Origin of the sequence: Chelativorans salis, from assembly GCF_025336525.1 — a bacterium.
In the GTDB taxonomy this organism is placed as follows: domain Bacteria; phylum Pseudomonadota; class Alphaproteobacteria; order Rhizobiales; family Rhizobiaceae; genus Chelativorans; species Chelativorans salis.
The window spans coordinates 693,848-717,403 of record NZ_JAOCZP010000002.1 but is presented as its reverse complement, the minus strand read 5'-3'; the positions used below and the strand labels follow the sequence as shown (position 1 = coordinate 717,403).

The following is a 23,556-nucleotide window of genomic DNA, read 5'->3' as shown; positions in this document are numbered from 1 at the left end:
GAAAGGGCAAGGCTGGCCTCTATTCTTTCACGGGCCTCGCCGGCACAGGCACGGTACCCGCTCCCGTCAGCGAGCGGCCGCGGGCGCGCGGGCGGAAGGCGCGCGGGCTGTGCGGCTCGCGCTGCAGGACGGGGTGCGGCACCGGTTCCTTGGCGCGGAAGGCGAAGTCCCTCAAAAGCGCGAAATAGCTCGGATAGGCGTAGCCGCCGTTCATGGACAGCCACTCTGTGCGCTTTTCCCAGTAGTTCTCGGGAAGCCGGTACCATGGGACGGTAGGCAGCTTGTGGTGGACGAGGTGCAAGTTGTTGTTGAGGAAGAGGAACGACAGCGGCGAGCGCTCGACGATGATGGTCCGCCCGTCCGGCCGCTCCGACCACTGATGCTCGGCGAAGGTGCGCACCGAGATGAGCGACTGGCCAAGCCACGCCGGCACCAGGACGTAGAGCCACAGAGGCATGCCGAAGCCGTAGACAACGATGGGCAGGACGACGGCCAGCCCCGCCGCATGCAGCGCCCAAGCGCGGCGCACGTCGCGGTCGCCCCCGGCGATCAGCTTCGTATCCGAGGCGAAGAAGGCGGCGTTCATGATGAGCGGGCCGAGGATGAAGCGGCCGATCATCGTGTTGTTGATCTTCAGGACGAATTTGATCGCCGCCGGCAACTCCTCATATTGCCACAGCGCACGATAGTAGCTCTCCGGGTCCTCGAACGGATCGGTGAGGCGCTCATCGGCGTGGTGGCGCAGGTGCAGCGCCTTGAAACGGCGATAGGGATAGACGAGGCCGATGGGCAGGCCCACCAGCGCCTCGTTGACGAGCGCGTTGCGCGTCGGGTGGCCGTGCAGGCATTCGTGCATGAGTGAGGATTGCAGGGCGATCGTCACCGTGAGCACGGCAAGCGCGGCGAGCGGCCAACCGGGCCACAGAAGGACGCCCGCCGTGCCCCAGGCGGCATAGCAAAGGAAAATCAAGACAATAGTCGGCCATTCAATCGCCGGACGGCCGCGCCGGCGCTTGTCTCTCGGTTTCATTGCTATCTCTGATCTGCGGCGCCAAACCCCATGCCCGGCACCGCGTCCGATTCCTGACACATTGATGTCAGGAGGGGCAAAAACAGGCAACGCGAGAACGCGCACAAAACGTTGCTTTTCGAAAGCATGCACCGCAATTGTTGACTTAAGTGAACAAATGCGGGAGTTTAACCAGCCGCGCCTATTGCAATTCGGCAGGAGACGGCAATGGAAAAGATCGTCGACAAGCGCGACCTGTCCGGCACGTTCCGCGAGCGGCTGAAGGTGCTCATGCTGCGCTCGGGCCTCAACCAGTCGGCTTTCGCTGCCGCCGTCGGTATCGACCGCTCGGCACTATCGCAGCTTCTCGCCGGCAGCTCCACGCGCCTGCCGCGCGCCGAGACGCTGATGAACATCGCCGCCCGGCACCAGGTCTCGCTCGATTGGCTTCTGGGCCTCAGCCAGGACGAGGGGATCACCGGCGAGCTGCGCGAGAACATGGAAATCGCGCAAGCCGAGGGCGGCTTCGACAGCACGCTGCTGGCCAAGTGGCACGCAGAGGCGGTGGGCACGAAGATCCGTTACGTGCCGTCGGGCATCCCGGACCTCCTGAGAAGCGAGGACGTGATCTACTTCGAGGCCGACGCCGCCAAGGTCAACCGTGAAGCCCAGCGCGACGAGGCGCAGTACCGGGTGGACTACAACCGGCGGCCGGAGACCGATATGGAAGTGTGCATGCCGCGCCAGACGCTAGAGCTTTTCGCCAGTGGCCTGGGCCGCTGGCACGGCCTGCCTCGGGACGTGCGCGCCGCGCAGCTTACGCATATGGCGACCCTCATCGACGACCTCTATCCGACCTTCCGCCTGTTCCTCTTCGACTGGCGCGAGCGCTTCTCCGCCCCCTACACGATCTTCGGCCCTTATCGCGCAGCGATCTACATGGGCGGCATGTATCTGGTCTTGAACACGCGCCAGACCGTCACCACGCTGACGCGCCACTTCGACGGCCTGATCCGCATAGCCGAGGTGAACGCACACGAGACAGCGGCCTTCGTGAGGCGCCTGGAGTTGGAATAGGCCGCGGTTTCGCACGCGCCGGTGCGGAGATTTCATTGACGACACATAAAGACTTCTTTATATCCTTATCCAAGGACCGAACGCGCTGGACACGGTTGAAAAGGCAGCTCCCATGCAAAATCCCATTGATGCGCTGATTGCCGAAAAGGGCGTGCTCTTGGCCGACGGTGCGACGGGCACCAATCTTTTCGACATGGGGCTGGAGTCGGGCGAAGCGCCGGAACTTTGGAACGAGTCCGCTCCCGAGAAAGTGGAGGCCCTGCACCAAGGATTCATCGATGCAGGCGCCGACATCATCCTCACCAATTCCTTCGGCGGTACCCGCCATCGGCTGAAGCTGCATCATGCCCAGGACCGGGTGTTCGAGCTGAACAAGAAGGCGGCCGAGATCGCCTGCCGGATGGCCGCAAAGGCCGGACGGCGCGTCATCGTCGCCGGTTCCGTCGGCCCCACCGGAGAGCTTCTGGTGCCGCTCGGCGCCCTCACCTATGAAGAGGCGGTGGAGGCTTTTGCCGAGCAGATCGAAGGGCTGAAGGCGGGTGGCGCCGAGGTCGCCTGGATCGAGACCATGTCGGCGCCGGACGAGATCCGCGCAGCGGCCGAAGCCGCCATCCGCGCCGGCCTGCCCTACACCTATACCGGTTCCTTCGACACCGCCGGACGCACCATGATGGGTCTGGCCCCGAAGGACATCCACGGTGTGGCCGAGGTGCTGCCGGTGAAGCCGGTCGCCGTCGGCGCCAATTGCGGCGTCGGCGCGCCGGACATCCTCGCCGCCCTCCTCGACATGTCGGAGGCGCGGCCCGACAGCACCATCGTCATCAAGGGCAATTGCGGCATTCCCGAATTCCGCGGCACGGATATCCATTATTCCGGCACGCCGGAGCTGATGGCCGACTATGTGCGGCTGGCGGTCGACGGCGGCGCCAGGATCGTCGGCGGCTGCTGCGGCACCTCTTTCCAGCACCTGGCTGCCATGCGCAAGGCGCTCGACGAACACAAGAAGGCCGCCGTCCGGCCCACCGTCGCCGACATCGAGGCGCGCGTCGGCCCGATGCGCAACAAGGGCGCGGCCCAGAGCGGCGCGGGAAGCGTTCCCGCCGGCCGGCGGGAACGTCGCCGCGCGCGCGGCTGAGGGTCGGGCTCGCGCAGCACCCGGAACTAAGCGTTCTCATCTGTGCCTTGGTAACGCCTTACAAATCGTTCAGCTCGTCGCGCGCCTTCTTCAATATCTCAAGCGCCTTCTTTGCCTGTTCGGTGCTCATTTCGCCGCTGCGCACCTTTTGGAAGAGCGTGTGGCGTAGGGACGTAAAGGCTTCGCCGAGCGCAATACCCTGCATATCGGCCGAGACCTCGTCGAGTTGCGCATTGATGCGCTCGAGTTCGTCCTTGTGTTGGTCGAGAAAGGCGCGGCCCTGCTTCGTGATCGTGAAGAGGCGCTTGTTTCCCTCCGTCTCGGAAGAAACGAGGTCGGCCTCCTCCAGCATCTGAAGCATCGGATAGATTGCGCCCGGGCTGGGGCTGTAGGCGCCCTGGAAGCGAGCTTCCAGCGCCTTGATGATGTCGTAGCCATGGCGCGGCTCTTCCGCGATCAGACCAAGGACGACGAGGCGCAGAGCACCCGAATCGAACACCCTCCTGCCGCCTCCGCCGAATGGTCCGCCGCGGTGGCGGCCGAACGAACCGCCCCTGCCGCCTTTGAAACCGCCGTGACGGCCACGCGATGCCGCAAGTGCCCAAGCCTCCCGGCATCCGCGGTGTGTGTGTCCATGCATACCGTGCATGAAATTTCTCCTAAGCTATGCCTTACATGAGCTATATCTACCAAACGATATATCTTTTGCAAGAGACATCTCCAGCAATTTCCGGGAAAATGGAAAACCTGTTTTTACGTCCGTGATCGCGGCAAGGCAGAGGGTTGAAATCGGATCATCGATCCGTGAAACGATGATCCGATCTGACGGACGCGCGTCGGCTCACCAAGGGCTCATGCCGTCCATCTCGATGCGCTCGTCGGATTTCAGGTCGAAAATCTCGAACAGCCGCGCGTTAACGCGGAGCTTGGTATTATACTCACGTGAACGCGTCCGGCATCGATTCCTTGCGTTTGGCGATGAAGTCCCGGAGCGCCTCGTCCACGCCTTCGTCAATCGGCGGCGCCTGATAGGTCTCCAACCAGCTTCTGGCGAGCTGGTTGGCGCGCTGGGCCGCGGTCTTCTCGCCTTCCGCCTGCCACTGCTCGTAGGAATTGTTGTCGGCGATAGACGAGCGGTAGAAGGCGGTCTGGAAATTGGCCTGAGTGTGGGCGCAGCCGAGATAGTGGCTGCCCGGCCCCACCTCACGGATTGCATCCATCGCCAGGCCGTTCTCCGACATGTCGATCGGCTCGCACAGGCGCTGCTGCATGCCGAGCTGGTCGATGTCCATCATGAATTTTTCGTAGGAGGAGACGAGCCCTCCCTCCAGCCAGCCAGCCGCGTGCAGCACGAAGTTGGTGCCTGCGAGGATGGTCGAATTCAGCGTGTTGGCACTCTCGTACGCCGCCTGCGCATCCGCCACCTTGGAGGCCGTCAGCGAGCCGCCGGTGCGGAACGGAAGCCCCAGCCGGCGGGCGAGCTGGGCTGCGCCGTAGGAAACCAGCGAGGGCTCGGGCGTGCCGAAGGTGGGAGCGCCGGACTGCATGGAGATCGACGAGGCGAAGGTGCCGAACAGAACCGGCGCGCCCGGCCGCACGAGCTGCGTGAAGGCGGCACCCGCCATCACCTCCGCCAGTACCTGGGTGAGCGTGCCGACCACCGTCACCGGGCTCATGGCGCCGGCCAGGATGAAGGGCGTGACGATGCAGGCCTGGTTGGCGCGGGCGTAGGTCTTGGCCGCGCCCAGCATCGTCTCGTCGAAGACCATGGGCGAGTTGGCATTGATGAGGTTGATGACGACGGTGTTGTTGTCGACGAAATCCTCGCCGAACAGGATCTTGGCCATCGCCACCGTGTCCTCGGCACGGTCGGGCGCCGTCACCGACCCCATGAAGGGCTTATCGGAAAAACGCATGTGCGCGTAGACCATGTCGAGATGGCGCTTGTTGACCGGCACGTCCACCGGCTCGCACACGGTGCCGCCGGAATGATGGATGGACGGTGCCATATAGGCGAGCTTCACCAGATTGCGGAAATCCTCCAGCGTGGCGTAGCGGCGAACGCCGTCGAGATCGCGCACGAAGGGCGGCCCGTAGACCGGGGCGAAGACCGTGGTGTTGCCGCCGATCTCGACCGAGCGCTCGGGGTTGCGCGCGTGCTGAGTGAAGGAGGCGGGCGCGGTCTTCAGGAGTTCACGGCAAAGCCCCTTCGGAAAGTGAACGCGGTCGCCCCGCACATCGGCGCCGGCCTCCTTCCACAAGGCAAGCGCCTCCGCATCGTCGCGGAACTCGATGCCTATCTCCTCCAGCACCGTATCTGTGTTGGCTTCGATGAGGGCGAGCGCTTCCTCATCGAGCACCTCGTAGGGCTGCCGGGCGCGCCGGATATAGGCGAGCTGCTGACCGGGACCACCGCCACTGCGCGCCGCGCGCCTGGCGGCTGCGCCGCCGCGCTCTCCACGGCCACCACGGCCGCGCCTGCCCTCGCTCGCCTCCGCCGGCATATCCTGGTCCATCGGCACGCTCTGATTCATCGTTCTCATCCTCAATGCGAATGCGCCGCACGCTTCGCCTCATTTAGGGCGAAGCACTATCGAGTACATCGTATCCAGCCAAACGGCGGCAAACGTTCCGCAAGCGCCAGACCGTGTCGCATTGAGAGCGTTGGCCGGGATGGACTGCAGTCGGTGCGGTTATTTGCGGTCGCCGGTCGTCCAGCCGTCGTCGCTTGCCCACTCGGCATCGTTGGTGGTGGGCGCGCTCATGCGCGGGTCGAGGCCGCGCTTGAGAAGCTCGACCTCGAGCTCCAGCCGTTGCAGCTCGAGCTGGTAAAGGCGGTCGCAATCCAGCCTCGGGGGCCCCTTGCCCATCGGCACGACGACCCGGCCATAGGCCGAGAGCGTGCTGGAATTGTTGTTGAGGCCGCCGCCCACGACGCCTGAATCGAGATAGGCGCCCCGCCCTCCCATGGAAGACCGGCATGTCGTGCCGTCGGCGGCCCTGATTTCATCGAAGCCGTTTGGCATGGTGACGCCCGGCAGGTTCAGCCCCGTCTGGTTTTGGTTGATGATGTACTGGCCGCTGTCGGCCAATGCGGCGCCCGGCACCAGCCATCCCATGAAGAGCGCCGTTATCAGCGCAAACGACGGGCGACAAAACGTCCGCATATCTGGGCCTTTATCCTGGTTTTCTCATGTGGAAAGGGAACGCTTTCGGCACACACCCTGACGCGCCTTTGGCCTGCACCGTCGAACTTCACCATGGCGACCACCCGACGCGAGGCGCGGCTTCCCAGCATGATCTTGGCGGGCGTCACTTTCGCAGCGACCGGGCGGAAGTGCTCGTCATAGACGCGCACCTCCACCTGGATGCGGTGCGGGTATGGGTTATAGGGGGTGACCCGCACGGCGAATTCATCCGTAAAGCTGGTGATTTCGCCGCGCATCGGCGTCATCGACTGTGCCTGCGCCTGGCTGGCGGCCATAAGCGCCGCCAGCACCGCCGCGATCCCCCCTCGCCCGCTGCCGGCACCCATCGCCCGGTCCTATTCGCAGGTGACCGTGACCTCGGCCATGTAATCGCCGGCGGGGAAGGTTCCCGTAGACTTCGTCGCCATCAGATCGACACTAAGGTTGGTCAGTCCCAGGCCGAGCGGCGAAGCAAGCGAGCCCACGACGTCGGTGAGCGAGGTCACGCCGTTGGCGCTGTAGCTGGAGGCGAAGGTGACGGAATCGCCGCCGCCGGCGGGCGCTGTGGCAAAGGCGCTCGGCGAGTCGGTGGAAACTTCGTATCCTGCGCCCGTGGTCAGGATCGTCACCGTGCCGGAAGTCCCGCCTGCTTCGGTGGAACTCAGTTCCGTATAGTCGGCGCTCGCCACCAGCGTGCCCGGCGTGCCGACGTTGATAAGGCAGGTGGACGTGATCAGGCCGTTGAAAATGACTGTTTCGGCATTGGCCGGCTGAATTGCGATTGCTGCGAGGAACGCGGCACCGAAAAGCGGCTTTGTCAGAGGTCTCATCATTGTCTTCTCCATACGAAAGACGATGCATGCCCCCAAAAAGATATTAGCAGTCACTCTATGGGCGGTCTCGTTAAATAAACCTTAAATTGTAGAAGCAATCGCTATACGCCTTTGAAACAGGTGTTCTTTGGCGAATTTCTTGACTATAGATAAATGACAATTTCTCCTAATGGGTGTACCACCCGCGCCGCGCCGAAAAGCACCAAGAGCGGGATTTCCAGTCGCTTTCCTTTTGCATCACGTCGCAATTTGGCTATGGAAGCCGGCAAAAAGCGGATTATGTACGTGCGAACATGCATTTGGCCGATTTGCGCGCGGCAAGAACGGCAGGAGCCAGCGAATGTCCGATGAAGAAATCATCCTTTCCGAGCTTCCCGACGACGAGCTCGTGCAGCAGATGCACGACGACCTTTACGACGGGCTGAAGGAAGAGATCGAGGAAGGCACGCGCATTCTCCTCGACCGGGGCTGGTCGCCCTATGAGGTGCTGACGCAGGCTCTCGTCGAAGGCATGCGCATCGTCGGCGAGGATTTCCGCGACGGCATCCTCTTCGTGCCGGAGGTGCTGCTATCAGCCAACGCCATGAAGGCCGGCATGAACATCCTGCGCCCGCTCCTGGTGGAGACCGGCGCGCCCAAGCAGGGCAAGATGGTCATCGGCACCGTGAAGGGCGACATCCACGATATCGGCAAGAACCTTGTCGGCATGATGATGGAAGGCGCCGGCTTCGAGGTGATCGACCTCGGCATCAACAATCCGGTCGAGAATTATCTCGACGCCATCGAGAAGCACCAGCCGGACATCGTCGGCATGTCGGCGCTTTTGACCACCACCATGCCCTATATGAAGGTGGTCATCGACACGCTGAAGGAAAAAGGCATCCGCGACGACCTGATCGTGCTCGTCGGCGGTGCACCGCTCAATGAGGAGTTCGGCAAGGCCGTCGGCGCCGACGCCTATTGCCGCGATGCGGCCGTGGCGGTCGAGACGGCCAAGGAACTGATGAAGCGCAAGCACAATGTGAGCGCTGCAGTCTAGAACGGCTGTCGGTAGCTATATGCGGCCGGCGGTCAGTACTCTGCCGCGCCACCGACATTTTGGCCCGCCTGTTGCGTGGCGTCGACCACATTGGCCGTATCCTGCCCGACGCCGCGGATGGTGTTGGCGCAGCCGCCCGCGAGGCCGATGATGGCGATCACGATGGCGATGCGCGAGAGAAAGCCCGTGTACATGACGCGTCTCCCATTCGGTATGCGCTATTATGGTGCGCGGAAAAAAGATGGCAATGACCGAAGAACGAACCCGGCCTGAAAAGGTTCTGGTTATCGCCTGCGGGATGATCGCCCGCGAGGTGCTGGCCGTGCGCGAGCGGCTGGGGCTCGACCATCTGGAGCTCACCTGCCTGCCAGCGGAATTCCACTACCGCCCCGACCGGATTGCACCCGCCATGGACACGGCCATCGCAGAGGCCAGGGAAGAAGGCTACAGTCATATCTTCGTCGGCTATGCCGACTGCGGCACGGGCGGCCGGCTCGACCGCGTGTGCGAGAAGCATGGCGTCGAGCGTATTGCCGGACCGCACTGCTTTGCGTTCTATCAGGGACTGGAGGCCTTCGCCGAGATCGGCGAGGACGATATGACGTCCTTCTACATGACCGACTTTCTGTGTCGGCAGTTCGAGGCGTTCTTCCTGAAGCCGTTGCGCCTGGATGAGCATCCGGAGCTGATCGCGGATTACTTCGGCAACTATGAAAAGCTCGTCTATCTGGCGCAGACCGACGATCCCGCGCTGGAGACGGTGGCCCAGGATGCGGCAAAGCTGCTCGGCCTGTCCTACGAGCGCCGCTTCACCGGCTACGGCGACCTGGCCAGTGCCCTCGTCGAGGCGGCAGGCAAGGCGCCAGTGGAATGAGCGCGCTACCACAAAAAGGCTCCAATCGGCGGCTTGTCTGGTATGATGAAGACAATGCCCTCCAGCGCCCCCTCCGCTTTCCTTGCGACCACCCTCAGCGGCCGCGATAGCTTGCCCTGCCTGTCATGAAGACTTAACTGCTGCAGGGGAAAATGTTTTCAGACCACATGACAGGAAAAACGGATGTGAAGGCGGAGGGAACGGGTCTGGGCATGGTGTCACGACGGGTTGCCGCAGACCTGCCGCCGCGCCGCCTGTCCATGATTTTCGAGGAGCTGGCAAGCAACGCCGAGGGCACGGTGACGGTGGAGCAGCTTCGCCAGGCGCTGGGCGACCGCAGCTTTGCGACGCTTCTGGTGTTCTTCTCCTCCATCAATTTGCTTCCGCTGCCGCCGGGCAGCACGCTGGTGCTGGGCATTCCGCTCCTGCTTTTGTCCATCCAGATGGTGTTTGGCCAGCGCACGGTCTGGCTGCCCCGCTTCATCCTTCAAAAATCGCTGAGTGCTGCACAATTCCGCGGCATGAGCGAGCGGCTCATCCCCAAGATCAAGTGGGTCGAGCGGCTCATCCGTCCGCGCTACTGGCCCTTTGCACGCGATCATGCCGACCGCTTCATCGGCATCATCGCCCTCATCCTGGCCATCGCCGTGACCCTGCCGATCCCACTCGGCAACTGGTTTCCGGCGTTTTCCTGCGCCCTGGTCGGCCTGGCGCTTTCCGAGCGCGACGGTATCCTTCTGACGGTTGCCGTGGCTAGCGGCGCACTTTCCCTCATCGTCATCGCCGTCGTCATCGGCGCGGCCGGCATGCTCGCCAGCGCCCTCATGGGCTAGCTGCCTCGACGCCCCGTGGCGGGCGTCGTTTTTGAAGGCACGCGCGTCGTCTCGCAGCAAGCGGGCCCATGGCGCTTGCGGCAATGCTCCACTCAATCAAGGGAACAAAGGCAAGATGGCCGATCTGATCGTGGTTTACTGGCGCGACATTCCTGCACAAGTCATTGTCAGGATGGGACGTAAAACGGCCAAGCGCGAGCTGCCCCTGCGCTTCACCGAGGCAATCGACATGTGCGCCATGCGCGTCGGCGCCCGCGACACCGATGCCTATCTCGCGGAATGGCGGCGCGGCACGCCCCAGGCGGTCAGCGACGATCTCGAGGCGGAGGCGGACAAGGCGCTGGCAAGCATCGAACGGGAATTTTCCGACGAGCGGCTGAAGGCTCTCGTCAAGGCAGGCGGACATGTCGCGGACTGACGGGCGGCCAACGCGGAAATCCCGCGTCACACAGGCGACGCTGGTCAGAAAGGCGCGCGCCCTTCTGGCCTACAAGCCGGCGGACGTTTCGCCCCAGCGGCGCGTGCAGCGGCGCTACACGATGCGGCTTTGGTCGGTGCGCCATGCGCGTTTCCTCGAATGGTTCTATGCACGGTTCGCGGACCTCTTCCTGACGCTGCATCCCTTGTGGAACGCGATCGGCTACCGCCGCGCCGAAAAGCCGGTGAAATTCGTCGAACGGAATGTGAAGGGGCTCATGTTCGACTGCCGCATGTGCGGCCAGTGCATCCTTTCCTCGACCGGCATGTCGTGCCCCATGAACTGCCCCAAGCAGCTGCGCAACGGCCCCTGCGGCGGCGTGCGCGCCAACGGCAACTGTGAGGTCGAGCCAGACATGCCCTGTGTCTGGGTGAAGGCGTGGGAAGGGTCGCAGAAGATGCGCAATCACGACGCCATCCTCGCCGTGCAGAAGCCTGTCGACCAGTCGCTGCGTGAGACATCCGCCTGGCTGCGCGTAACCGCGCAGGCTACCGCCCAGCGCGAAAAGGCACGGGAGACCGCATGACACGCCGCCCGCCTCAGCCCGATGAGAACCCGCATGGCGTCGACCTGCCGCTCGAGCCGCTGCCCGGCCACTCCTCGCGCGGGCGGTTGGAGCGAATCCTGAGACGCGGCGAGTTCGCCGTCACCGCAGAGCTCAACCCGCCCGACAGCGCCAATGCGCAGGACGCCTATGAGCGGGCAGCGGTGTTCGACGGCTGGGTGGACGGCATCAACGCTGTCGATGCTTCCGGCGCCAACTGCCACATGTCGTCCATGGGCATCTGCGCACTGCTCACCCGCATGGGATACGCGCCGATCATGCAGATCGCCTGCCGCGACAGGAACCGCATAGCCATCCAGGGCGACGTGCTGGGCGCGGCGGCGATGGGTGTGGGCAACATCCTGTGCCTGACGGGCGACGGCGTGCAGGCGGGCGACCAGCCGGGTGCCAAACCGGTCTTTGACCTCGATTGCATGTCGCTTCTGGAAACCGTGCGCACCATGCGCGACGAGGAAAAATTCCTCTCCGGCCGCAAGCTCTCCACGCCGCCCGCCGTCTTCCTGGGCGCGGCCATCAACCCCTTCGCCCCGCCTTACGATTTCCGCCCCTTGCGGCTTGCCAAGAAGATTGCCGCGGGCGCGCAGTTCGTCCAGAGCCAGTACTGCTTCGACGTGCCGATGCTGAGGGAATACATGAAGCGAGTGCGCGACATGGGCCTTCACGAGCAATGCTTCATCCTCGTCGGCGTCGGGCCGCTGGCTTCGGCCAAGACGGCACGTTGGATCCGCTCCAACGTGCCCGGCGTGCATATTCCCGATTCCATCATCGCCCGCCTCGAAGGTGCGGAGAAACAGAAGGACGAAGGAAAACGCCTGTGCATCGACATCATCAACGAGGTGAAGGAGATCGAGGGCGTTTCCGGGGTTCACGTCATGGCTTACCGGCAGGAGGAATACGTGGCCGAGATCGTCCACGAATCGGGCGTCCTGAAGGGCCGCCGTCCGTGGAAGCGCGAGCCGGGCCTGGACGACGCCCTGGTGGCCGAGCGCCTGGACCACATTCTGGAGACGCCAAGCGAGAAGCCGATCGACATGGTGAAGGACGCGGCTGGATGAGAGGGAATAGCGAGATAGGGAGCAGCGAGTGGGGGAAGCCTCAATTGCCGTTTTCCAGACGGGTTTGCTGTTCGATCGCCGCCCGGCTCCCCTACTCACTCTCCCGCTTGAAACCCATCAGATAACGATATAAAGAAGTCTTTATATCCCTTGGAGGACTGTGAATGACCCGCACTATCGTTGCCTCTGCGACCAAGGAAGTCGTCATCGGCTTCGACCAGCCCTTTTGCGTCATCGGCGAGCGCATCAACCCGACCGGCCGCAAGAAACTCGCCGCCGAGATGGTGGCCGGCAATTTCGAGACGGTGAAGAAGGACGCGCTCGATCAGGTCGCCGCCGGCGCCACCATGCTCGACGTGAACGCCGGCGTGACGGCGGTGGACCCGAATGCCACCGAACCGGATCTGCTCGTGCAGACGCTCGAGATCGTGCAGGGACTGGTGGATGTGCCGCTTTCCATCGATTCTTCGGTCTCGGCGGCCATCGAGGCAGCGCTCAAGGTGGCCAAGGGCCGGCCGCTGATCAATTCCGTGACGGGTGAGGATGAGAAGCTGGAAGCCATCCTGCCACTCGTCAAGAAATACGACGTGCCGGTGGTGGCGATCTCCAACGACGAGACCGGCATTTCGGAAGACCCGGATGTGCGTTTCGAGGTGGCCAGGAAGATTGTCCAGCGCGCTGCCGATTACGGCATTCCCGCCCATGACATCGTCGTCGACCCCTTGGTCATGCCCATCGGCGCCATGGGCACGGCGGGCAAGCAGGTCTTCGCGCTCTTGCGCCGGCTGCGCGAGGAACTGAAGGTCAACACCACCTGCGGGCTTTCCAACATCTCCTTCGGCCTGCCGCACCGCCATGGCATCAACGCCGGCTTCATCCCCATGGTCATCGGCGCCGGCATGACCAGCGCCATCATGAATCCCTGCCGTCCGCAGGAAATGGAGATGGTGCGCGCGGCCAACGTGCTGAACGGCACCGACGCCAACTGCCACACCTGGATCATGACCTACCGCGACCACCAGCCGGCCGCCGCCGGGAACTCCAGCGCTTCCGGGGAGTCTTCCCAGGGAAACGGCAATCACGCCGCTTCCGCCGGCCGGCGCCGCGGCGGGCGCGAAGCACGCATGGCGCGGGTGGGGCGGAATTGAGATACGTTCGGAGGTGACAGTGCCCTTTTGCGCCCCCCTCTGGCCTGCCGGCCATCTCCCCCACGAGGGGGGAGATCAGCTGGCCGCGACCACGGCACTTTTCCAGGCGCGCTTGCCGGAAAGGCGGGATGGGCATGACGGTCAATCTCCCCCCTCGTGGGGGAGGTGGCCGGCAGGCCGGAGGGGGGCGCGAAGGGGCGCCATCCGTCGGCGTATTCCGGAACGCCGACTCCAATGAACGCGCCGCCCAACATAGCGGACCACCTGGTCCTCTTCATGCCCTCGGGCAAGCGCGGACGGTTTCCGAAGGGCACAACGGTACTGGATGCTGCGCGGCAGCTCGGCGTCTATGTCGAGAGCGTGTGCGGTGGGCGGGCGACCTGCGGGCGCTGCCAGATCGAGGTGCAGGAAGGCCACTTCGCCAAGCACAAGATATCCTCGTCCAAGGACAGCATTTCAGCAATTGGGCCGAAGGAGGCGCGCTATGCCGAAAAGCGCGCGCTGCCGGTCGGCCGGCGCCTCTCCTGCTCGGCGACCATCGAAGGCGATCTCGTCGTCGACGTGCCGCAGGATGCCATCGTCAACGCGCAGGTCGTGCGCAAGGACGCCGACCAGAGGGTGATCGAACGCTATCCGGCGGTGCAGCTATGCTATGTCGAGGTGGACGAGCCCGACATGCACAAGCCGCTGGGCGACCTCGACCGCCTGAAGGCGGCGCTACGCGAGGATTGGGGTTTTAACCGCCTGGAGGCGGACGCTCATCTTCTGAGCGAAGTTCAAAGTATCCTGCGCCAGGGTAAATGGGCCGTCACCGCCGCCATCCATCACGACGACGAGGGGGATGCGGCGCGCATCATCGCGCTCTGGCCGGGCCTGAAGAATGAGGCCTACGGCATCGCCTGCGACATAGGCTCGACGACGATCGCCATGCACATGGTCTCACTGCTGTCGGGCCGCGTCGTGGCCTCGGCCGGCGCGTCGAACCCGCAGATCCGCTTCGGCGAAGACCTGATGAGCCGCGTCTCCTACGTCATGATGAACCCGGACGGCAGGCAGGCCATGACCAAGGCCGTGCGCCAGGAGGTCGGCAAGCTCGTCGACAAGGTGGCGACCGAGGGCGGCGTGGATCGCTCCGACATCCTCGACGCCGTCTTCGTCGGCAATCCGATCATGCACCACCTGTTCCTCGGCATCGATCCGACGGAGCTCGGCGGCGCACCCTTCGCGCTGGCCGTTTCCGGCGCGGTCAAGGCGCGGGCGGGCGACCTGCGCCTGAACCTAAACCCCGGCGCGCGCCTCTACATGCTGCCCTGCATTGCCGGCCACGTGGGCGCCGACGCGGCGGCCGTCACCTTGTCGGAAGGCCCGCACCGTCAGGACGAGATGATGCTGATCGTCGATGTCGGCACCAACGCCGAAATCGTGCTCGGCAACCGGAAGCGCGTGGTCACCGCCTCCTCCCCCACCGGACCGGCCTTCGAAGGCGCGGAAATCTCCTCGGGCCAGCGTGCGGCCCCCGGCGCCATCGAGCGCGTGCGCATCGACCGCGAGACATTGGAGCCGCGCTTCCGCATCATCGGTTCGGAATTGTGGTCGGACGAGCCGGGCTTTGCCGAAGCCATTGCCGCGACCGGCGTCAGCGGCATCTGCGGCTCCGGCATCATCGAGGTGATCGCCGAGATGTATCTTTCCGGCATTGTCTCCGAGGACGGCGTGATCGACGGTGCGATGGCCGCCAAAAGCCCGCGCGTCTTTTCGGAGGGTCGCACCTTCTCCTACCTGCTCCACGACGGCGAGCCGCGCATCGCGGTGACGCAGAATGACGTGCGCGCTATCCAGCTCGCCAAGGCGGCGCTCTATGCCGGCATAAAGCTGCTCATGGAAAAGCAAGGCGTGGAGACGGTCGACACGATCCGCTTCGCCGGCGCCTTCGGCTCTTTCATCGATCCTACCTATGCCATGACGCTAGGGCTGATCCCGGACTGCGAGCTCGACAAGGTGTCCGCCGTCGGCAACGCCGCCGGCACCGGTGCGCGCATGGCGCTGCTCAACCGGAACCACCGCCGCGAGATCGAGGAGACGGTGCGCAGGATCGAGAAGATCGAAACCGCGCTTGAGCCGAGATTTCAGCAGCATTTCGTCTACGCCATGGCGCTGCCCAACAAGGTGGATCCCTATCCGAAGCTCGCCGGCCAGGTGACATTGCCGCCGCGCAAGGTACTCAGCGACGGCGGCACGGAAGGGCCGCGCCGCCGCTCGCGCGAGGAACGGGCGGCGCGCAGGCGGCGGTAGTAGCAGGCTGAAATTGCAAAAGCCTCAGAACCGCCCCGTATCGTGAAACAGCTCGAAAGCGGCGCGGATGTGGTCGGCGGCGGCGCGCACCGGGGCCGAGGCGTCGGGCGCGACCACCATGCCGATATGATAGTTGCCCATCTTCGGCAGGCCATCCTGCGGGCCGAGCTCCACGAGATCGCCGCCGATAAAGGACTTCGGCAGCGGCGCCACGGCGAGCCCGCCGAGGATCGCTGCCCGCTGGCCGGCCGTATGCGCGCTCATGTAAGCGACGCGGTACTCGCGCCCCTGCTCGCTCAACGCCTTCACCGCCGCATTGCGCCAGGCGCAACCTTCCTCCCATAGTGAAATAGGCAGCGGCTCGCGCAGGTGGGCGCAGCCGCCCTTGGTGCCGGCCCACACGATGGGCTCGGTCAAGAGAATTTCTACGCCCGGCTCCTGCTCCACATCGCCGGAGCACGACAAAAGCGTGATGTCGAGCTGGCGGCTTGCCATGCGCTTTCTCAGGTTCACGCTCTGGTCGATCACCACGTCGACGGCGATTGCCGGATGCGACTGCGAGAAGCGCTTTAGGACGCTCGGCAGCACCCGTTCGCCAAAATCGTCCGGCGAGCCCAGCCGCACGATGCCGCTGATGTCCGGCATGACGAATTTGGAGACCGCCTCGCGGTTGAGCGCCAGGAGGCGCCGCGCGTAGCCTAGAAGCAGATCTCCATCCGCCGTTAACGTCACCGAACGCGCGTCGCGCGTGAAGACGGCGCGTCCCAGTATGTCCTCCAGCTTCTTGATCTGCATGGAGACGGCCGATGGCGTGCGGTAGACGGCATTGGCGGCGGCGGTGAAGCTGCCGGTCTCGGCGATCGCCACGAAAGTGCGCAGAACATCGAGCTCGAGCAGCGGCAGGGGGTGGTTGAGCGGGGCGTTCATCTCTCTTCCTTCAATTTCCCTGAACCAAAGCATCATTTCATTGCGTTTGATTGAACACAAGAAAAGCGGGATAGTCAACACCGAAGCCGCAGTGAGGCGTGAAGAGAGACGAAGAGAGGAGCATCCCATGTCTGTTCAAACCGCAGTGAGCAACTATCTGCGCCGCCGGATCGCGCTCTGGGAGCGCCAGCGCACAGACCGTTTCATCAGCAACCTGCCGCTTGAAATCCAGAAGGATATCGGCTGGCCCGGCGGCGAGACCCGCCGCGCCCCGTTGCGTACGAAGGATTCGCTTTGGGAGCGGCGCTGGTAGCCGCCTCCCAGGCGTTGCGGAGGAAGGGAAAGAACCATGTTCAACATGTTCAGCCACTACGTCACCGGGTATGTCGAAGTCATGCAGCATCGACGCACCGAACGGGTCGTCCGGAGCCTTCCCGCATATATCCGGCCCGCAGACACCCGGAACGGGATCGCTTCGTCGCCGGCGAAGCGCTCCGACGAGACGTTGCCGCGACACCGTGAAGAAAAGGAGGCCTTGTGATGAGGTATCTGAAGACACTGGTCGATTTCGCCCGCGAGTTCCAGGACATTAGCGAGCATGCGCGCACAGGCCGCAAGCCGGTGCGGCGCAAACCCGACACCGAAAGGCGATGATGTTGCCAGCCCGTGTCGCATTTCCTAACGGCCGCTTCGCATTTTCCGCGTCGGTCAGTCTCGATGGGGCTTAGAAGGGCCGGCAAGACGAGCCGCCCCACTCCATCGCACGCGTGAGAAGGCGCTCGTTCGAGAGCCGATACGATATGATGGAGACGAGCATGAAACTCATCCACTTCCTTCGCGGGGGCAGACGCGAACAACGCCGGACGCCCCGCGAGCGCCTGCAAAACACCATGCCGGGCGAGACAGGAGCCCTGGCGGCCCTACGCCTGGGCTTCCTCATCAACTGACAGTTTTCGTGCTGGCAGACGGCACCAGCGAAAACGCCGCATCGGATGGCCGGTGCGGCATTTTTGCTGCCTGCAAAAAATCCTCTTTATGCGCTTGCGCACTGCATTGACAGACAAGGCTTTTCCGGCGCAGGCTTTTCTGTTAGCGACATCACGTTCGGCGCGCGAGGACACGCAGGAGGCCGGGATGCAGGACGAAAAGCAGTTTAAGAGATCGCTGGTGTTCTTCCTTGTGCCCGACTTCACGATGGTCGCCTTCGCGACCGCGCTGGAGCCGCTCAGGGCAGCCAACCGCATGGCCGGTTACGAGGCCTATGGCTGGCGCCTTGCCAGCGTCGACGGCCGGCCGGTGCGGGCGTCCAACGGGGTTGAGGTGGCGGTCGATTCCTCCCTTGCCGACGAACGGCAGAAGATGACCGGCCGCGACAGACCCACCATGGTGGTGGTGTGCAGCGGCCTCGGCATTGAGAACTATGTCAACAAGTCGGTCTTCGCCTGGCTGCGCGAGGAATATAACCGCGGTGTGGCGCTTGGCGGCTTGTGCACGGGCGCGCAAATCCTGGCCGCTGCCGGGCTGCTCTCCGACAAACGCTGCGCCATCCATTGGGAGAACCTGCCGGGCTTTGCCGAAAAGTTCCCCAAAGCCAACGTCTTCGCCGATCTCTTCGAAATCGACGCCAACATCTATACCTGCGCCGGCGGCACGGCGGCCATGGACATGATGTTCCACCTTATCGGCGAGGATTTCGACGACAACATCGTTAATCGCGTGTGCGAGCAACTGCTGACGGACCGGGTGCGCAGCCCCTCAGACCGGCAGCGCCTGCCGTTGAGGGCGCGCCTTGGCGTGCAGAACTCGAAGGTGCTGACCATCATCGAGTTGATGGAAGCCAATCTTTCGGAGCCCCTGTCGCTGGTGGAAGTGGCGGAGGCGGTCGGTCTGTCGCGACGCCAGATCGAACGCCTGTTCCGCCAGGAGATGGGCCGGTCGCCGGCGCGCTATTATCTGGAGATCCGGCTGGACCGCGCCAGGCATCTGCTCATCCAGTCGACGATGCCCGTGGTGGAAGTGGCGGTTGCCTGCGGCTTCGTATCCGCTTCGCATTTCTCCAAGTGCTACCGGGAGCTCTACGCCCGCTCACCGCAGCAGGAGCGCGCTGAACGCAAGCAGCTTATCGCGGCGTAGCCCCTTCTCCGAGGCGGCGGAGGCGCCTTATGGCTCCCGCCAAATCCAACTGCGGTTCTGCCACATCCTCTCGCCGACCATACAGTCATAGGACGGCGCCGCCTGCGCCGCGACCACTGGTGGGCGGAGGGAGCGTGGGGTTTTGCCTGCAAGCTCGATCACCAGCTTGCGGCGAACGGCCTCGGGAAAATGCGACCACTCGTTGACCGGGATCATGAATGCGCCCGGTCCGCCGATCACGCACTCGCGGTAATAGATGTCCAGATCCTCAACGTCATAGGCGGTGGTGAGCCCGTCATTGGTCATCAGCGGCAGGCCGTTGATGGTGATGCCAGCGGCCACAAGGCGGTCGCGCGCCTCTGTAACGGGTGGGCCCTGGTTGTTGGGCCCGTCGCCGGAAATGTCGAGGATGCGGCGCTCACCACGGAAGCCGCTTTCGGCGAAGAGATCTGCAGCGAAGTGTATGGCACCGGAGATCGAGGTGCGCCGGGCGCTGGTGGGCGGATTGACGTTGAGCCGTTCGGATACAAGCGCCGCGTCCTCGGCCGACGCGATGACCGTCCACGGCACGACGACGCGGTGGGAGAAGTCCCCCGCCCACTCGAAATACGCAATCGCGATGCGGCCGTGCATGCCGGCTTCGATGGCCTGGATCACCGTTTCATGGGTAAGCGCGGCCGCATAACCCTCGCGCTGAATGCTCATCTCGGCCGGCGACATGGACAGCGATACGTCGACGCCCAGCGCGAGTTCGACATCCACGGCTTCCTGCGCATGGGCGCAAGCCGGAACCAGCGCGACGAGCGCGCCAAAGAGCAGCTTGCGCCAGTACCATCCCGCAGTCGACATGGAACGAGTTTACGTGAAGCGCGGAACGCGGCAATCCGCTACGGCGAAATCCCGTTCACTTTTGCGAGATGTCTGGAAAGCCACGCCTCAGCCGTCTGCCCTCAACGCCATATTTTCCGGGTCGAACGGGCTTTCCGCGATCACGGTCGCCGCGTGGAGCTTGCCTAGAATCTTAATATCGAGCCGCGTCCCCTCGCCCGCGTGCTCCGGCCGCACCATGGCGAGCGCCAGCGATTTTCCCACCCGCCAGCCGTAGGCGCCGTGGGTGGCGCGGCCGACGAGCTGGCCGTCACGGTAGATCGCCTCGTTGCCGCGGGCGTCGGCGTCGGTCACATCGTGCACCTCGAGCGTGACGTATTTCCAGCCAAGCCCTTTCTCGCGCTGGGCGACAAGCGCTTCGCGGCCGATGAACTCCCCCTTGTCGGGATGCACGAAGCGGTCGAGCCCGCTTTCCCAGGCCGTGTATTCGATCGAAAGTTCACGTGGGATGAGCCGGTAGCTCTTCTCGATGGCCATCGCTGTCATAGCGCGGATGCCAAACGGTTTGATGCCGAACCGCGCACCGGCCTCCATCACCATGTCGAAGATGGTGTTCTGCATCTCCATGGGATGGTGCAGTTCCCAGCCGAGCTCGCCCACGAAATTGACGCGCAACGCATGCGCCGTTGCATTGCCGATGGAAACCCGCTGGCCGGTGAGCCACGGGAAGGCGGCGTTGGAGAGGTCGGCGCGGGTGAGCTTCCCGAGCACGTCCCGACTCTTTGGCCCTGCCAGCACAAGCACGCCCCAGTGGGTGGTGACGGGAACCATGCGCACGCTGCCGTCGTCGGGCAAAAGTTTCATCAGCGTGTCGTGGTCATGCGCCTCGAAGGCGCCCGCCGAGACGAGATAGAAGCCCTGCGGCTGCCGATAGACGGTGAATTCGGAGCGCACGCCGCCGTTCTTCGTTAAAAGATGGCAAAGGGCGATGCGCCCGTTCTTCTTCGGAATGCGGTTGGCGAAGATGCTGTTCAGCCACGCCTCTGCGCCGGGTCCGCTGACCCAGCATTTGGCGAAAGCCGACATGTCGAGCAAGCCGACGTTCTCGTGAACGTTCCTCACCTCGTTGCCGACATGTTCGAAATAGTTGGAGCGGCGGAACGACCATTTCTCCACGATGCGACCGTCTTCGAGCGCGGGCGCATGATTGTGCTTCATGAGCACGTCGGCGCCGACACCCAACTCCCCCTCGGGCACGCGATAGCCCGCCGGAGCGAACCAGTTGGGCCGCTCCCAGCCGTAGACGGAGCCGAAGACGGCGCCATGTTCCTTCATCCGGCCATAGCAAGGCGTCGTCTTCAATGCCCTTGCAGCCGCCCGCTCCTCGTCCGGATAGTGCACGGTGAAGACGTTGGCATAGGCCTCCTCGTTCTTCTCCCTGAGATAGCCTTCGGTCGCATAGGGGCCGAAGCGGCGCGGGTCGACGCCCATCATATCGATGGACGGCTCGCCCTCGACGATCCATTCGGCAAGCTGCCAGCCGGCGCCGCCGGCGGCGGTGACGCCGAAGGAGTGCCCCTCGTTGAGCCAGAAATTCTTCAGCCCCGGCGCCGGCCCGATGATGGGTGAGCCGTCGGGCGTGTAGGCGATGGCGCCGTTGTAGATCTTCTTGATGCCCACCTCGCCGAAGGCCGGCACACGCTCGATGGCCGTCTCCACATGCGGCATGAGGCGGTCGAGGTCCTCCTGAAAAAGCTCGTACTCGCTGTCCTCGGATGGGCCGTCGACATAGCAGCAGGGAGCGCCAGCCTCGTAGGGGCCGAGCAAAAGGCCACCATTTTCCTCGCGCATGTACCAGGAGGAGTCGCTTTCCCTGAGCACGCCCATCTCCGGCAGGCCCTGTTTCTTGCGCTCAACGATGGCCGGGTGCGGCTCGGTGACGATGTACTGGTGCTCGACCGGGATGACCGGGACATCGAGCCCCACCATCTGGCCCGTCTTCCGGGCGAAGTTGCCGGTGGCCGTGACCACGTGCTCGGCAAGGATATCGCCCTTGTCGGTCTTTACCAGCCACTGCCCGTCCGGCTGCTGCTCGATGGCGGTGACGGCGGTGTTGCGGTAGATGGTTGCACCGTGATCGCGCGCGCCCTTGGCGAGCGCCTGCGTGAGGTCGGCAGGCTGGATATAGCCGTCGTCGGGATGTTGGATGGCACCCAGGAGGCCCTCGGTCTCGCACAGCGGCCAGATCTCCTTTACCTGGCTCGGCGTGAGGATATTGACGGGTATCCCGATCGTCTCGGCGATGCCGGCGTAATACATGTACTCGTCCCAGCGGTCCTTGGTGCGGGCCAGCCGGATGTTCGAGCACTGGGTGAAGCCGACATTCATGCCGGTCTCGCGCTGAAGTTCCTGGTAGAACTTCACCGAGTATTTGTGGATCTGGCCGACCGAGTAGCTCATGTTGAAGAGCGGCAGGAGACCGGCGGCATGCCAAGTGGAGCCGGAGGTCAGCTCCTTGCGCTCGACGAGGACGACATCCGACCAGCCTTTCTTGGCCAGATGATAGAGCGTGGAGACGCCGACCACGCCTCCACCAATGACGACTGCGCGTGCCTGGGATTTCATGATGCCCTTGTCCTGGTGAGTTGAAACCGCAACCCGATCTTTTCGACAACCAGTATGTCGACGCCGGTCCATGCGGCAATCGCTTGTTTGCGACACGCCGCAACCGCCCTACGACTTGGGCACCGGGCGACGTGGCAGACGTACAGCGGCGGCAGGTCGTCCCTGTGAAAACCCATGGCGTATTATTTGCCTTCGCGCCCGCTGCTGCCCTATAGCTTCCTGACCCGTGGGAACAGACGGCGGCCTCCATGGCAGAATATTCTGCGCTTTCGCTTCTAAAAAACGCACTGACCGGCAATCGGAACTGGAAGCCGGCCTGGCGCAAGCCGGAGCCGAAACCGGGCTATGACGTCATCATCATCGGCGGAGGCGGGCATGGCCTAGCGACGGCCTATTATCTTGCCAAGGAGCACGGCGTTGCCAACGTCGCGGTGTTGGAGAAGGGTTGGCTCGGCTCCGGCAATATCGGCCGCAACACCACCATCGTGCGCTCGAACTATCTCCTGCCCGAATCCGTCCGCTTCTACGATTTCTCGGTGAAGCTGTGGGAAAACCTGTCGCACGAACTGAACTACAACGTGATGTTCTCCCAGCGCGGCATCCTGAATCTCGCTCATTCGCCATCCCAGGCCGACGACTATATCCGCCGCGGCAACGCCATGCTCCACGGAGGCGGCGACGGGGTGTGGCTGACGCGGGACGAGATCGCCCGCAAGGTGCCGGGCGTCGACCTTTCACGCTCCGCCCGCTTCCCCGTGATCGGCGGCCTCCTGCAGCCGCGCGCCGGAACAGCGCGGCACGACGCGGTGGCCTGGGGCTACGCGCGGGCGGCTGACCGGCGTGGCGTCGATATCGTCGAAAACTGTGCGGTGACGGGTTTCCTGCGCGAGGGCGAGAAGATTGTCGGCGTCACCACCACGCGCGGCGAGATACGCGCCAGGAAAGTCGCCGTCGCCGTCGCGGGAAGCACCAGCCACCTGATGGCGATGGCGGGCATAGACCGGTTCCCCATCGAGAGCCACGTGCTGCAGGCCTTCGTCACCGAGGCCATAAAGCCCTATGTCGACTGCGTCGTCACCTTCGGCGGCGGCCATCTCTATATGTCCCAATCGGACAAGGGCGGGCTCGTGTTCGGCGGCGACCTCGACGGCTACAATTCTTATGCCCAGCGCGGCAACCTGCCGCTCGTCGAGGAGGTGATGGGTGAGATGGTGGCGATGTTCCCGGCCGTCGCCCGCCTGCGCCTCCTGCGCTCCTGGGGCGGTGTCATGGATATGTCCATGGACGGCTCGCCGATCATCACCAAGGGGCCGCTGCCGGGCATGTATCTGAATTGCGGTTGGTGCTACGGCGGCTTCAAGGCAACGCCCGCCTCGGGCTTCTCCTTCGCCTGGACCATCGCCAAGGACGAGCCGCACGTGATCAACGCGCCCTTCACGCTGTCGCGCTTCGAGCGCGGCGCCATTCTCGATGAAAAGGGCCAGGGGCCCACGCCGAAGCTGCATTGAGGTAAGAAG

The 23,556-nt window shown here is 64.0% G+C and carries 25 protein-coding genes; 15 read left to right on the top strand and 10 right to left on the bottom strand.

Annotated features, from left to right (window positions below; translation table 11 throughout):
• Window positions 1–19: 19 nt before the first annotated feature.
• Entirely contained in the window at window positions 20–1,030 is a 1,011-nt protein-coding gene (locus N5A92_RS09485) for a fatty acid desaturase (RefSeq protein ID WP_260902095.1), read from the bottom strand.
• Between the two features lie 207 nt (window positions 1,031–1,237).
• Between N5A92_RS09485 and N5A92_RS09480 the strand changes: the two genes are divergently transcribed.
• Both N5A92_RS09480 and bmt read left to right on the top strand, forming a co-directional pair.
• The gene (locus tag N5A92_RS09480; RefSeq protein ID WP_260902093.1) at window positions 1,238–2,086 is read left to right on the top strand and encodes a helix-turn-helix domain-containing protein; all 849 of its coding nucleotides are present in this window, start codon (window positions 1,238–1,240) and stop codon (window positions 2,084–2,086) included.
• Window positions 2,087–2,198: 112 nt separating this feature from the next.
• The gene (gene bmt / locus N5A92_RS09475) at window positions 2,199–3,221 is read left to right on the top strand and encodes a betaine--homocysteine S-methyltransferase (protein ID WP_260902091.1); all 1,023 of its coding nucleotides are present in this window, start codon (window positions 2,199–2,201) and stop codon (window positions 3,219–3,221) included.
• Window positions 3,222–3,279: 58 nt separating this feature from the next.
• Here bmt and N5A92_RS09470 read toward each other — a convergent pair whose 3' ends face one another.
• The 5 genes from N5A92_RS09470 to N5A92_RS09450 form a co-directional block, all read right to left on the bottom strand.
• Window positions 3,280–3,720: a PadR family transcriptional regulator gene (locus N5A92_RS09470; RefSeq protein WP_260902089.1), complete on the bottom strand. Its 441-nt coding sequence runs from the start codon at window positions 3,718–3,720 to the stop codon at window positions 3,280–3,282.
• A 439-nt stretch (window positions 3,721–4,159) separates the two neighbouring features.
• Window positions 4,160–5,725 (bottom strand): trimethylamine methyltransferase family protein, encoded by a 1,566-nt coding sequence (locus N5A92_RS09465; RefSeq protein WP_425248562.1) that lies wholly within the window; start codon window positions 5,723–5,725, stop codon window positions 4,160–4,162.
• Window positions 5,726–5,914: 189 nt separating this feature from the next.
• Window positions 5,915–6,388, bottom strand: coding sequence for a hypothetical protein (locus tag N5A92_RS09460; protein WP_260902085.1), 474 nt, complete (start codon window positions 6,386–6,388; stop codon window positions 5,915–5,917).
• Window positions 6,355–6,756: a hypothetical protein gene (locus N5A92_RS09455; RefSeq protein ID WP_260902082.1), complete on the bottom strand. Its 402-nt coding sequence runs from the start codon at window positions 6,754–6,756 to the stop codon at window positions 6,355–6,357. Before N5A92_RS09455 ends, N5A92_RS09460 begins: the two co-directional genes overlap by 34 nt.
• Before the next feature lie 9 nt (window positions 6,757–6,765).
• Entirely contained in the window at window positions 6,766–7,242 is a 477-nt protein-coding gene (locus N5A92_RS09450) for a hypothetical protein (protein ID WP_260902079.1), read from the bottom strand.
• A gap of 340 nt (window positions 7,243–7,582) precedes the next feature.
• Between N5A92_RS09450 and N5A92_RS09445 the strand changes: the two genes are divergently transcribed.
• Window positions 7,583–8,281, top strand: coding sequence for a corrinoid protein (locus N5A92_RS09445; protein WP_260902077.1), 699 nt, complete (start codon window positions 7,583–7,585; stop codon window positions 8,279–8,281).
• A 32-nt stretch (window positions 8,282–8,313) separates the two neighbouring features.
• Here the strand turns inward: N5A92_RS09445 and N5A92_RS09440 are convergent, their stop codons facing one another.
• Entirely contained in the window at window positions 8,314–8,475 is a 162-nt protein-coding gene (locus N5A92_RS09440) for an entericidin domain-containing protein (RefSeq protein ID WP_260902076.1), read from the bottom strand.
• A gap of 47 nt (window positions 8,476–8,522) precedes the next feature.
• On the opposite strand from N5A92_RS09440, the gene N5A92_RS09435 reads away from it, so the two are divergent.
• From N5A92_RS09435 to N5A92_RS09405, 7 genes are all read left to right on the top strand, one after another.
• Window positions 8,523–9,155 (top strand): DUF1638 domain-containing protein, encoded by a 633-nt coding sequence (locus tag N5A92_RS09435; protein WP_260902074.1) that lies wholly within the window; start codon window positions 8,523–8,525, stop codon window positions 9,153–9,155.
• Window positions 9,156–9,322: 167 nt separating this feature from the next.
• Window positions 9,323–9,988 (top strand): exopolysaccharide biosynthesis protein, encoded by a 666-nt coding sequence (locus N5A92_RS09430; RefSeq protein ID WP_260902073.1) that lies wholly within the window; start codon window positions 9,323–9,325, stop codon window positions 9,986–9,988.
• A 115-nt stretch (window positions 9,989–10,103) separates the two neighbouring features.
• The gene (locus N5A92_RS09425) at window positions 10,104–10,406 is read left to right on the top strand and encodes a virulence factor (RefSeq protein ID WP_260902071.1); all 303 of its coding nucleotides are present in this window, start codon (window positions 10,104–10,106) and stop codon (window positions 10,404–10,406) included.
• Window positions 10,393–10,992: a methylenetetrahydrofolate reductase C-terminal domain-containing protein gene (locus N5A92_RS09420; protein ID WP_260902069.1), complete on the top strand. Its 600-nt coding sequence runs from the start codon at window positions 10,393–10,395 to the stop codon at window positions 10,990–10,992. Before N5A92_RS09425 ends, N5A92_RS09420 begins: the two co-directional genes overlap by 14 nt.
• Window positions 10,989–12,086, top strand: coding sequence for a methylenetetrahydrofolate reductase (locus N5A92_RS09415; RefSeq protein ID WP_260902067.1), 1,098 nt, complete (start codon window positions 10,989–10,991; stop codon window positions 12,084–12,086). Before N5A92_RS09420 ends, N5A92_RS09415 begins: the two co-directional genes overlap by 4 nt.
• Before the next feature lie 164 nt (window positions 12,087–12,250).
• Window positions 12,251–13,234, top strand: a complete 984-nt coding sequence (locus N5A92_RS09410) for a methyltetrahydrofolate cobalamin methyltransferase (protein ID WP_260902065.1) — start codon at window positions 12,251–12,253, stop codon at window positions 13,232–13,234.
• A 234-nt stretch (window positions 13,235–13,468) separates the two neighbouring features.
• Window positions 13,469–15,526, top strand: coding sequence for an ASKHA domain-containing protein (locus tag N5A92_RS09405; RefSeq protein WP_260902063.1), 2,058 nt, complete (start codon window positions 13,469–13,471; stop codon window positions 15,524–15,526).
• 24 nt (window positions 15,527–15,550) lie between these two features.
• Here N5A92_RS09405 and N5A92_RS09400 read toward each other — a convergent pair whose 3' ends face one another.
• Window positions 15,551–16,453 (bottom strand): LysR substrate-binding domain-containing protein, encoded by a 903-nt coding sequence (locus N5A92_RS09400; protein ID WP_260902061.1) that lies wholly within the window; start codon window positions 16,451–16,453, stop codon window positions 15,551–15,553.
• Here N5A92_RS09400 and N5A92_RS09395 point away from each other — a divergent pair.
• The 4 genes from N5A92_RS09395 to N5A92_RS09380 all read left to right on the top strand — a co-directional run bounded on the left by N5A92_RS09395 (window position 16,437) and on the right by N5A92_RS09380 (window position 18,586).
• Window positions 16,437–16,766 carry a hypothetical protein gene (locus N5A92_RS09395; RefSeq protein WP_260902059.1) on the top strand — a complete coding sequence of 110 codons (330 nt, stop codon included), beginning with the start codon at window positions 16,437–16,439 and terminating at the stop codon, window positions 16,764–16,766. The two genes, N5A92_RS09400 and N5A92_RS09395, sit on opposite strands and share 17 nt — an antisense overlap.
• A gap of 36 nt (window positions 16,767–16,802) precedes the next feature.
• Window positions 16,803–16,994, top strand: coding sequence for a hypothetical protein (locus N5A92_RS09390; RefSeq protein WP_260902057.1), 192 nt, complete (start codon window positions 16,803–16,805; stop codon window positions 16,992–16,994).
• A 274-nt stretch (window positions 16,995–17,268) separates the two neighbouring features.
• Window positions 17,269–17,400, top strand: coding sequence for a hypothetical protein (locus N5A92_RS09385; RefSeq protein WP_260902056.1), 132 nt, complete (start codon window positions 17,269–17,271; stop codon window positions 17,398–17,400).
• Window positions 17,401–17,587: 187 nt separating this feature from the next.
• On the top strand, window positions 17,588–18,586 hold the full coding sequence (locus N5A92_RS09380; RefSeq protein ID WP_260902054.1) for a GlxA family transcriptional regulator: 999 nt from the start codon (window positions 17,588–17,590) through the stop codon (window positions 18,584–18,586).
• A gap of 27 nt (window positions 18,587–18,613) precedes the next feature.
• Here N5A92_RS09380 and N5A92_RS09375 read toward each other — a convergent pair whose 3' ends face one another.
• Entirely contained in the window at window positions 18,614–19,435 is an 822-nt protein-coding gene (locus tag N5A92_RS09375) for a DUF1194 domain-containing protein (RefSeq protein ID WP_260902052.1), read from the bottom strand.
• Window positions 19,436–19,522: 87 nt separating this feature from the next.
• The gene (locus tag N5A92_RS09370) at window positions 19,523–22,039 is read right to left on the bottom strand and encodes a GcvT family protein (protein WP_260902050.1); all 2,517 of its coding nucleotides are present in this window, start codon (window positions 22,037–22,039) and stop codon (window positions 19,523–19,525) included.
• Window positions 22,040–22,287: 248 nt separating this feature from the next.
• Here N5A92_RS09370 and N5A92_RS09365 point away from each other — a divergent pair, with 248 nt between their 5' ends.
• Window positions 22,288–23,547, top strand: coding sequence for a sarcosine oxidase subunit beta family protein (locus N5A92_RS09365; protein WP_260902048.1), 1,260 nt, complete (start codon window positions 22,288–22,290; stop codon window positions 23,545–23,547).
• Window positions 23,548–23,556: the final 9 nt, after the last annotated feature.

Excerpts from the sequence above, each read along its gene's own strand:
- N5A92_RS09445 (WP_260902077.1), top strand. The coding sequence starts at position 7,583 with ATGTCCGATGAAGAAATCATCCTTTCCGAGCTTCCCGACGACGAGCTC.
- N5A92_RS09465 (WP_425248562.1), bottom strand. The coding sequence starts at position 5,725 with ATGCCGGCGGAGGCGAGCGAGGGCAGGCGCGGCCGTGGTGGCCGTGGA.
- N5A92_RS09370 (WP_260902050.1), bottom strand. The coding sequence starts at position 22,039 with ATGAAATCCCAGGCACGCGCAGTCGTCATTGGTGGAGGCGTGGTCGGC.
- N5A92_RS09460 (WP_260902085.1), bottom strand. The coding sequence starts at position 6,388 with ATGCGGACGTTTTGTCGCCCGTCGTTTGCGCTGATAACGGCGCTCTTC.
- N5A92_RS09435 (WP_260902074.1), top strand. The coding sequence starts at position 8,523 with ATGGCAATGACCGAAGAACGAACCCGGCCTGAAAAGGTTCTGGTTATC.
- N5A92_RS09380 (WP_260902054.1), top strand. The coding sequence starts at position 17,588 with ATGCAGGACGAAAAGCAGTTTAAGAGATCGCTGGTGTTCTTCCTTGTG.
- N5A92_RS09410 (WP_260902065.1), top strand. The coding sequence starts at position 12,251 with ATGACCCGCACTATCGTTGCCTCTGCGACCAAGGAAGTCGTCATCGGC.
- N5A92_RS09365 (WP_260902048.1), top strand. The coding sequence starts at position 22,288 with ATGGCAGAATATTCTGCGCTTTCGCTTCTAAAAAACGCACTGACCGGC.
- N5A92_RS09485 (WP_260902095.1), bottom strand. The coding sequence starts at position 1,030 with ATGAAACCGAGAGACAAGCGCCGGCGCGGCCGTCCGGCGATTGAATGG.
- N5A92_RS09375 (WP_260902052.1), bottom strand. The coding sequence starts at position 19,435 with ATGTCGACTGCGGGATGGTACTGGCGCAAGCTGCTCTTTGGCGCGCTC.
- N5A92_RS09480 (WP_260902093.1), top strand. The coding sequence starts at position 1,238 with ATGGAAAAGATCGTCGACAAGCGCGACCTGTCCGGCACGTTCCGCGAG.
- N5A92_RS09400 (WP_260902061.1), bottom strand. The coding sequence starts at position 16,453 with ATGAACGCCCCGCTCAACCACCCCCTGCCGCTGCTCGAGCTCGATGTT.
- N5A92_RS09450 (WP_260902079.1), bottom strand. The coding sequence starts at position 7,242 with ATGATGAGACCTCTGACAAAGCCGCTTTTCGGTGCCGCGTTCCTCGCA.
- N5A92_RS09385 (WP_260902056.1), top strand. The coding sequence starts at position 17,269 with ATGAAACTCATCCACTTCCTTCGCGGGGGCAGACGCGAACAACGCCGG.
- N5A92_RS09440 (WP_260902076.1), bottom strand. The coding sequence starts at position 8,475 with ATGTACACGGGCTTTCTCTCGCGCATCGCCATCGTGATCGCCATCATC.
- N5A92_RS09390 (WP_260902057.1), top strand. The coding sequence starts at position 16,803 with ATGTTCAACATGTTCAGCCACTACGTCACCGGGTATGTCGAAGTCATG.
- bmt (WP_260902091.1), top strand. The coding sequence starts at position 2,199 with ATGCAAAATCCCATTGATGCGCTGATTGCCGAAAAGGGCGTGCTCTTG.
- N5A92_RS09425 (WP_260902071.1), top strand. The coding sequence starts at position 10,104 with ATGGCCGATCTGATCGTGGTTTACTGGCGCGACATTCCTGCACAAGTC.
- N5A92_RS09405 (WP_260902063.1), top strand. The coding sequence starts at position 13,469 with ATGAACGCGCCGCCCAACATAGCGGACCACCTGGTCCTCTTCATGCCC.
- N5A92_RS09455 (WP_260902082.1), bottom strand. The coding sequence starts at position 6,756 with ATGGGTGCCGGCAGCGGGCGAGGGGGGATCGCGGCGGTGCTGGCGGCG.
- N5A92_RS09415 (WP_260902067.1), top strand. The coding sequence starts at position 10,989 with ATGACACGCCGCCCGCCTCAGCCCGATGAGAACCCGCATGGCGTCGAC.
- N5A92_RS09430 (WP_260902073.1), top strand. The coding sequence starts at position 9,323 with ATGACAGGAAAAACGGATGTGAAGGCGGAGGGAACGGGTCTGGGCATG.
- N5A92_RS09420 (WP_260902069.1), top strand. The coding sequence starts at position 10,393 with ATGTCGCGGACTGACGGGCGGCCAACGCGGAAATCCCGCGTCACACAG.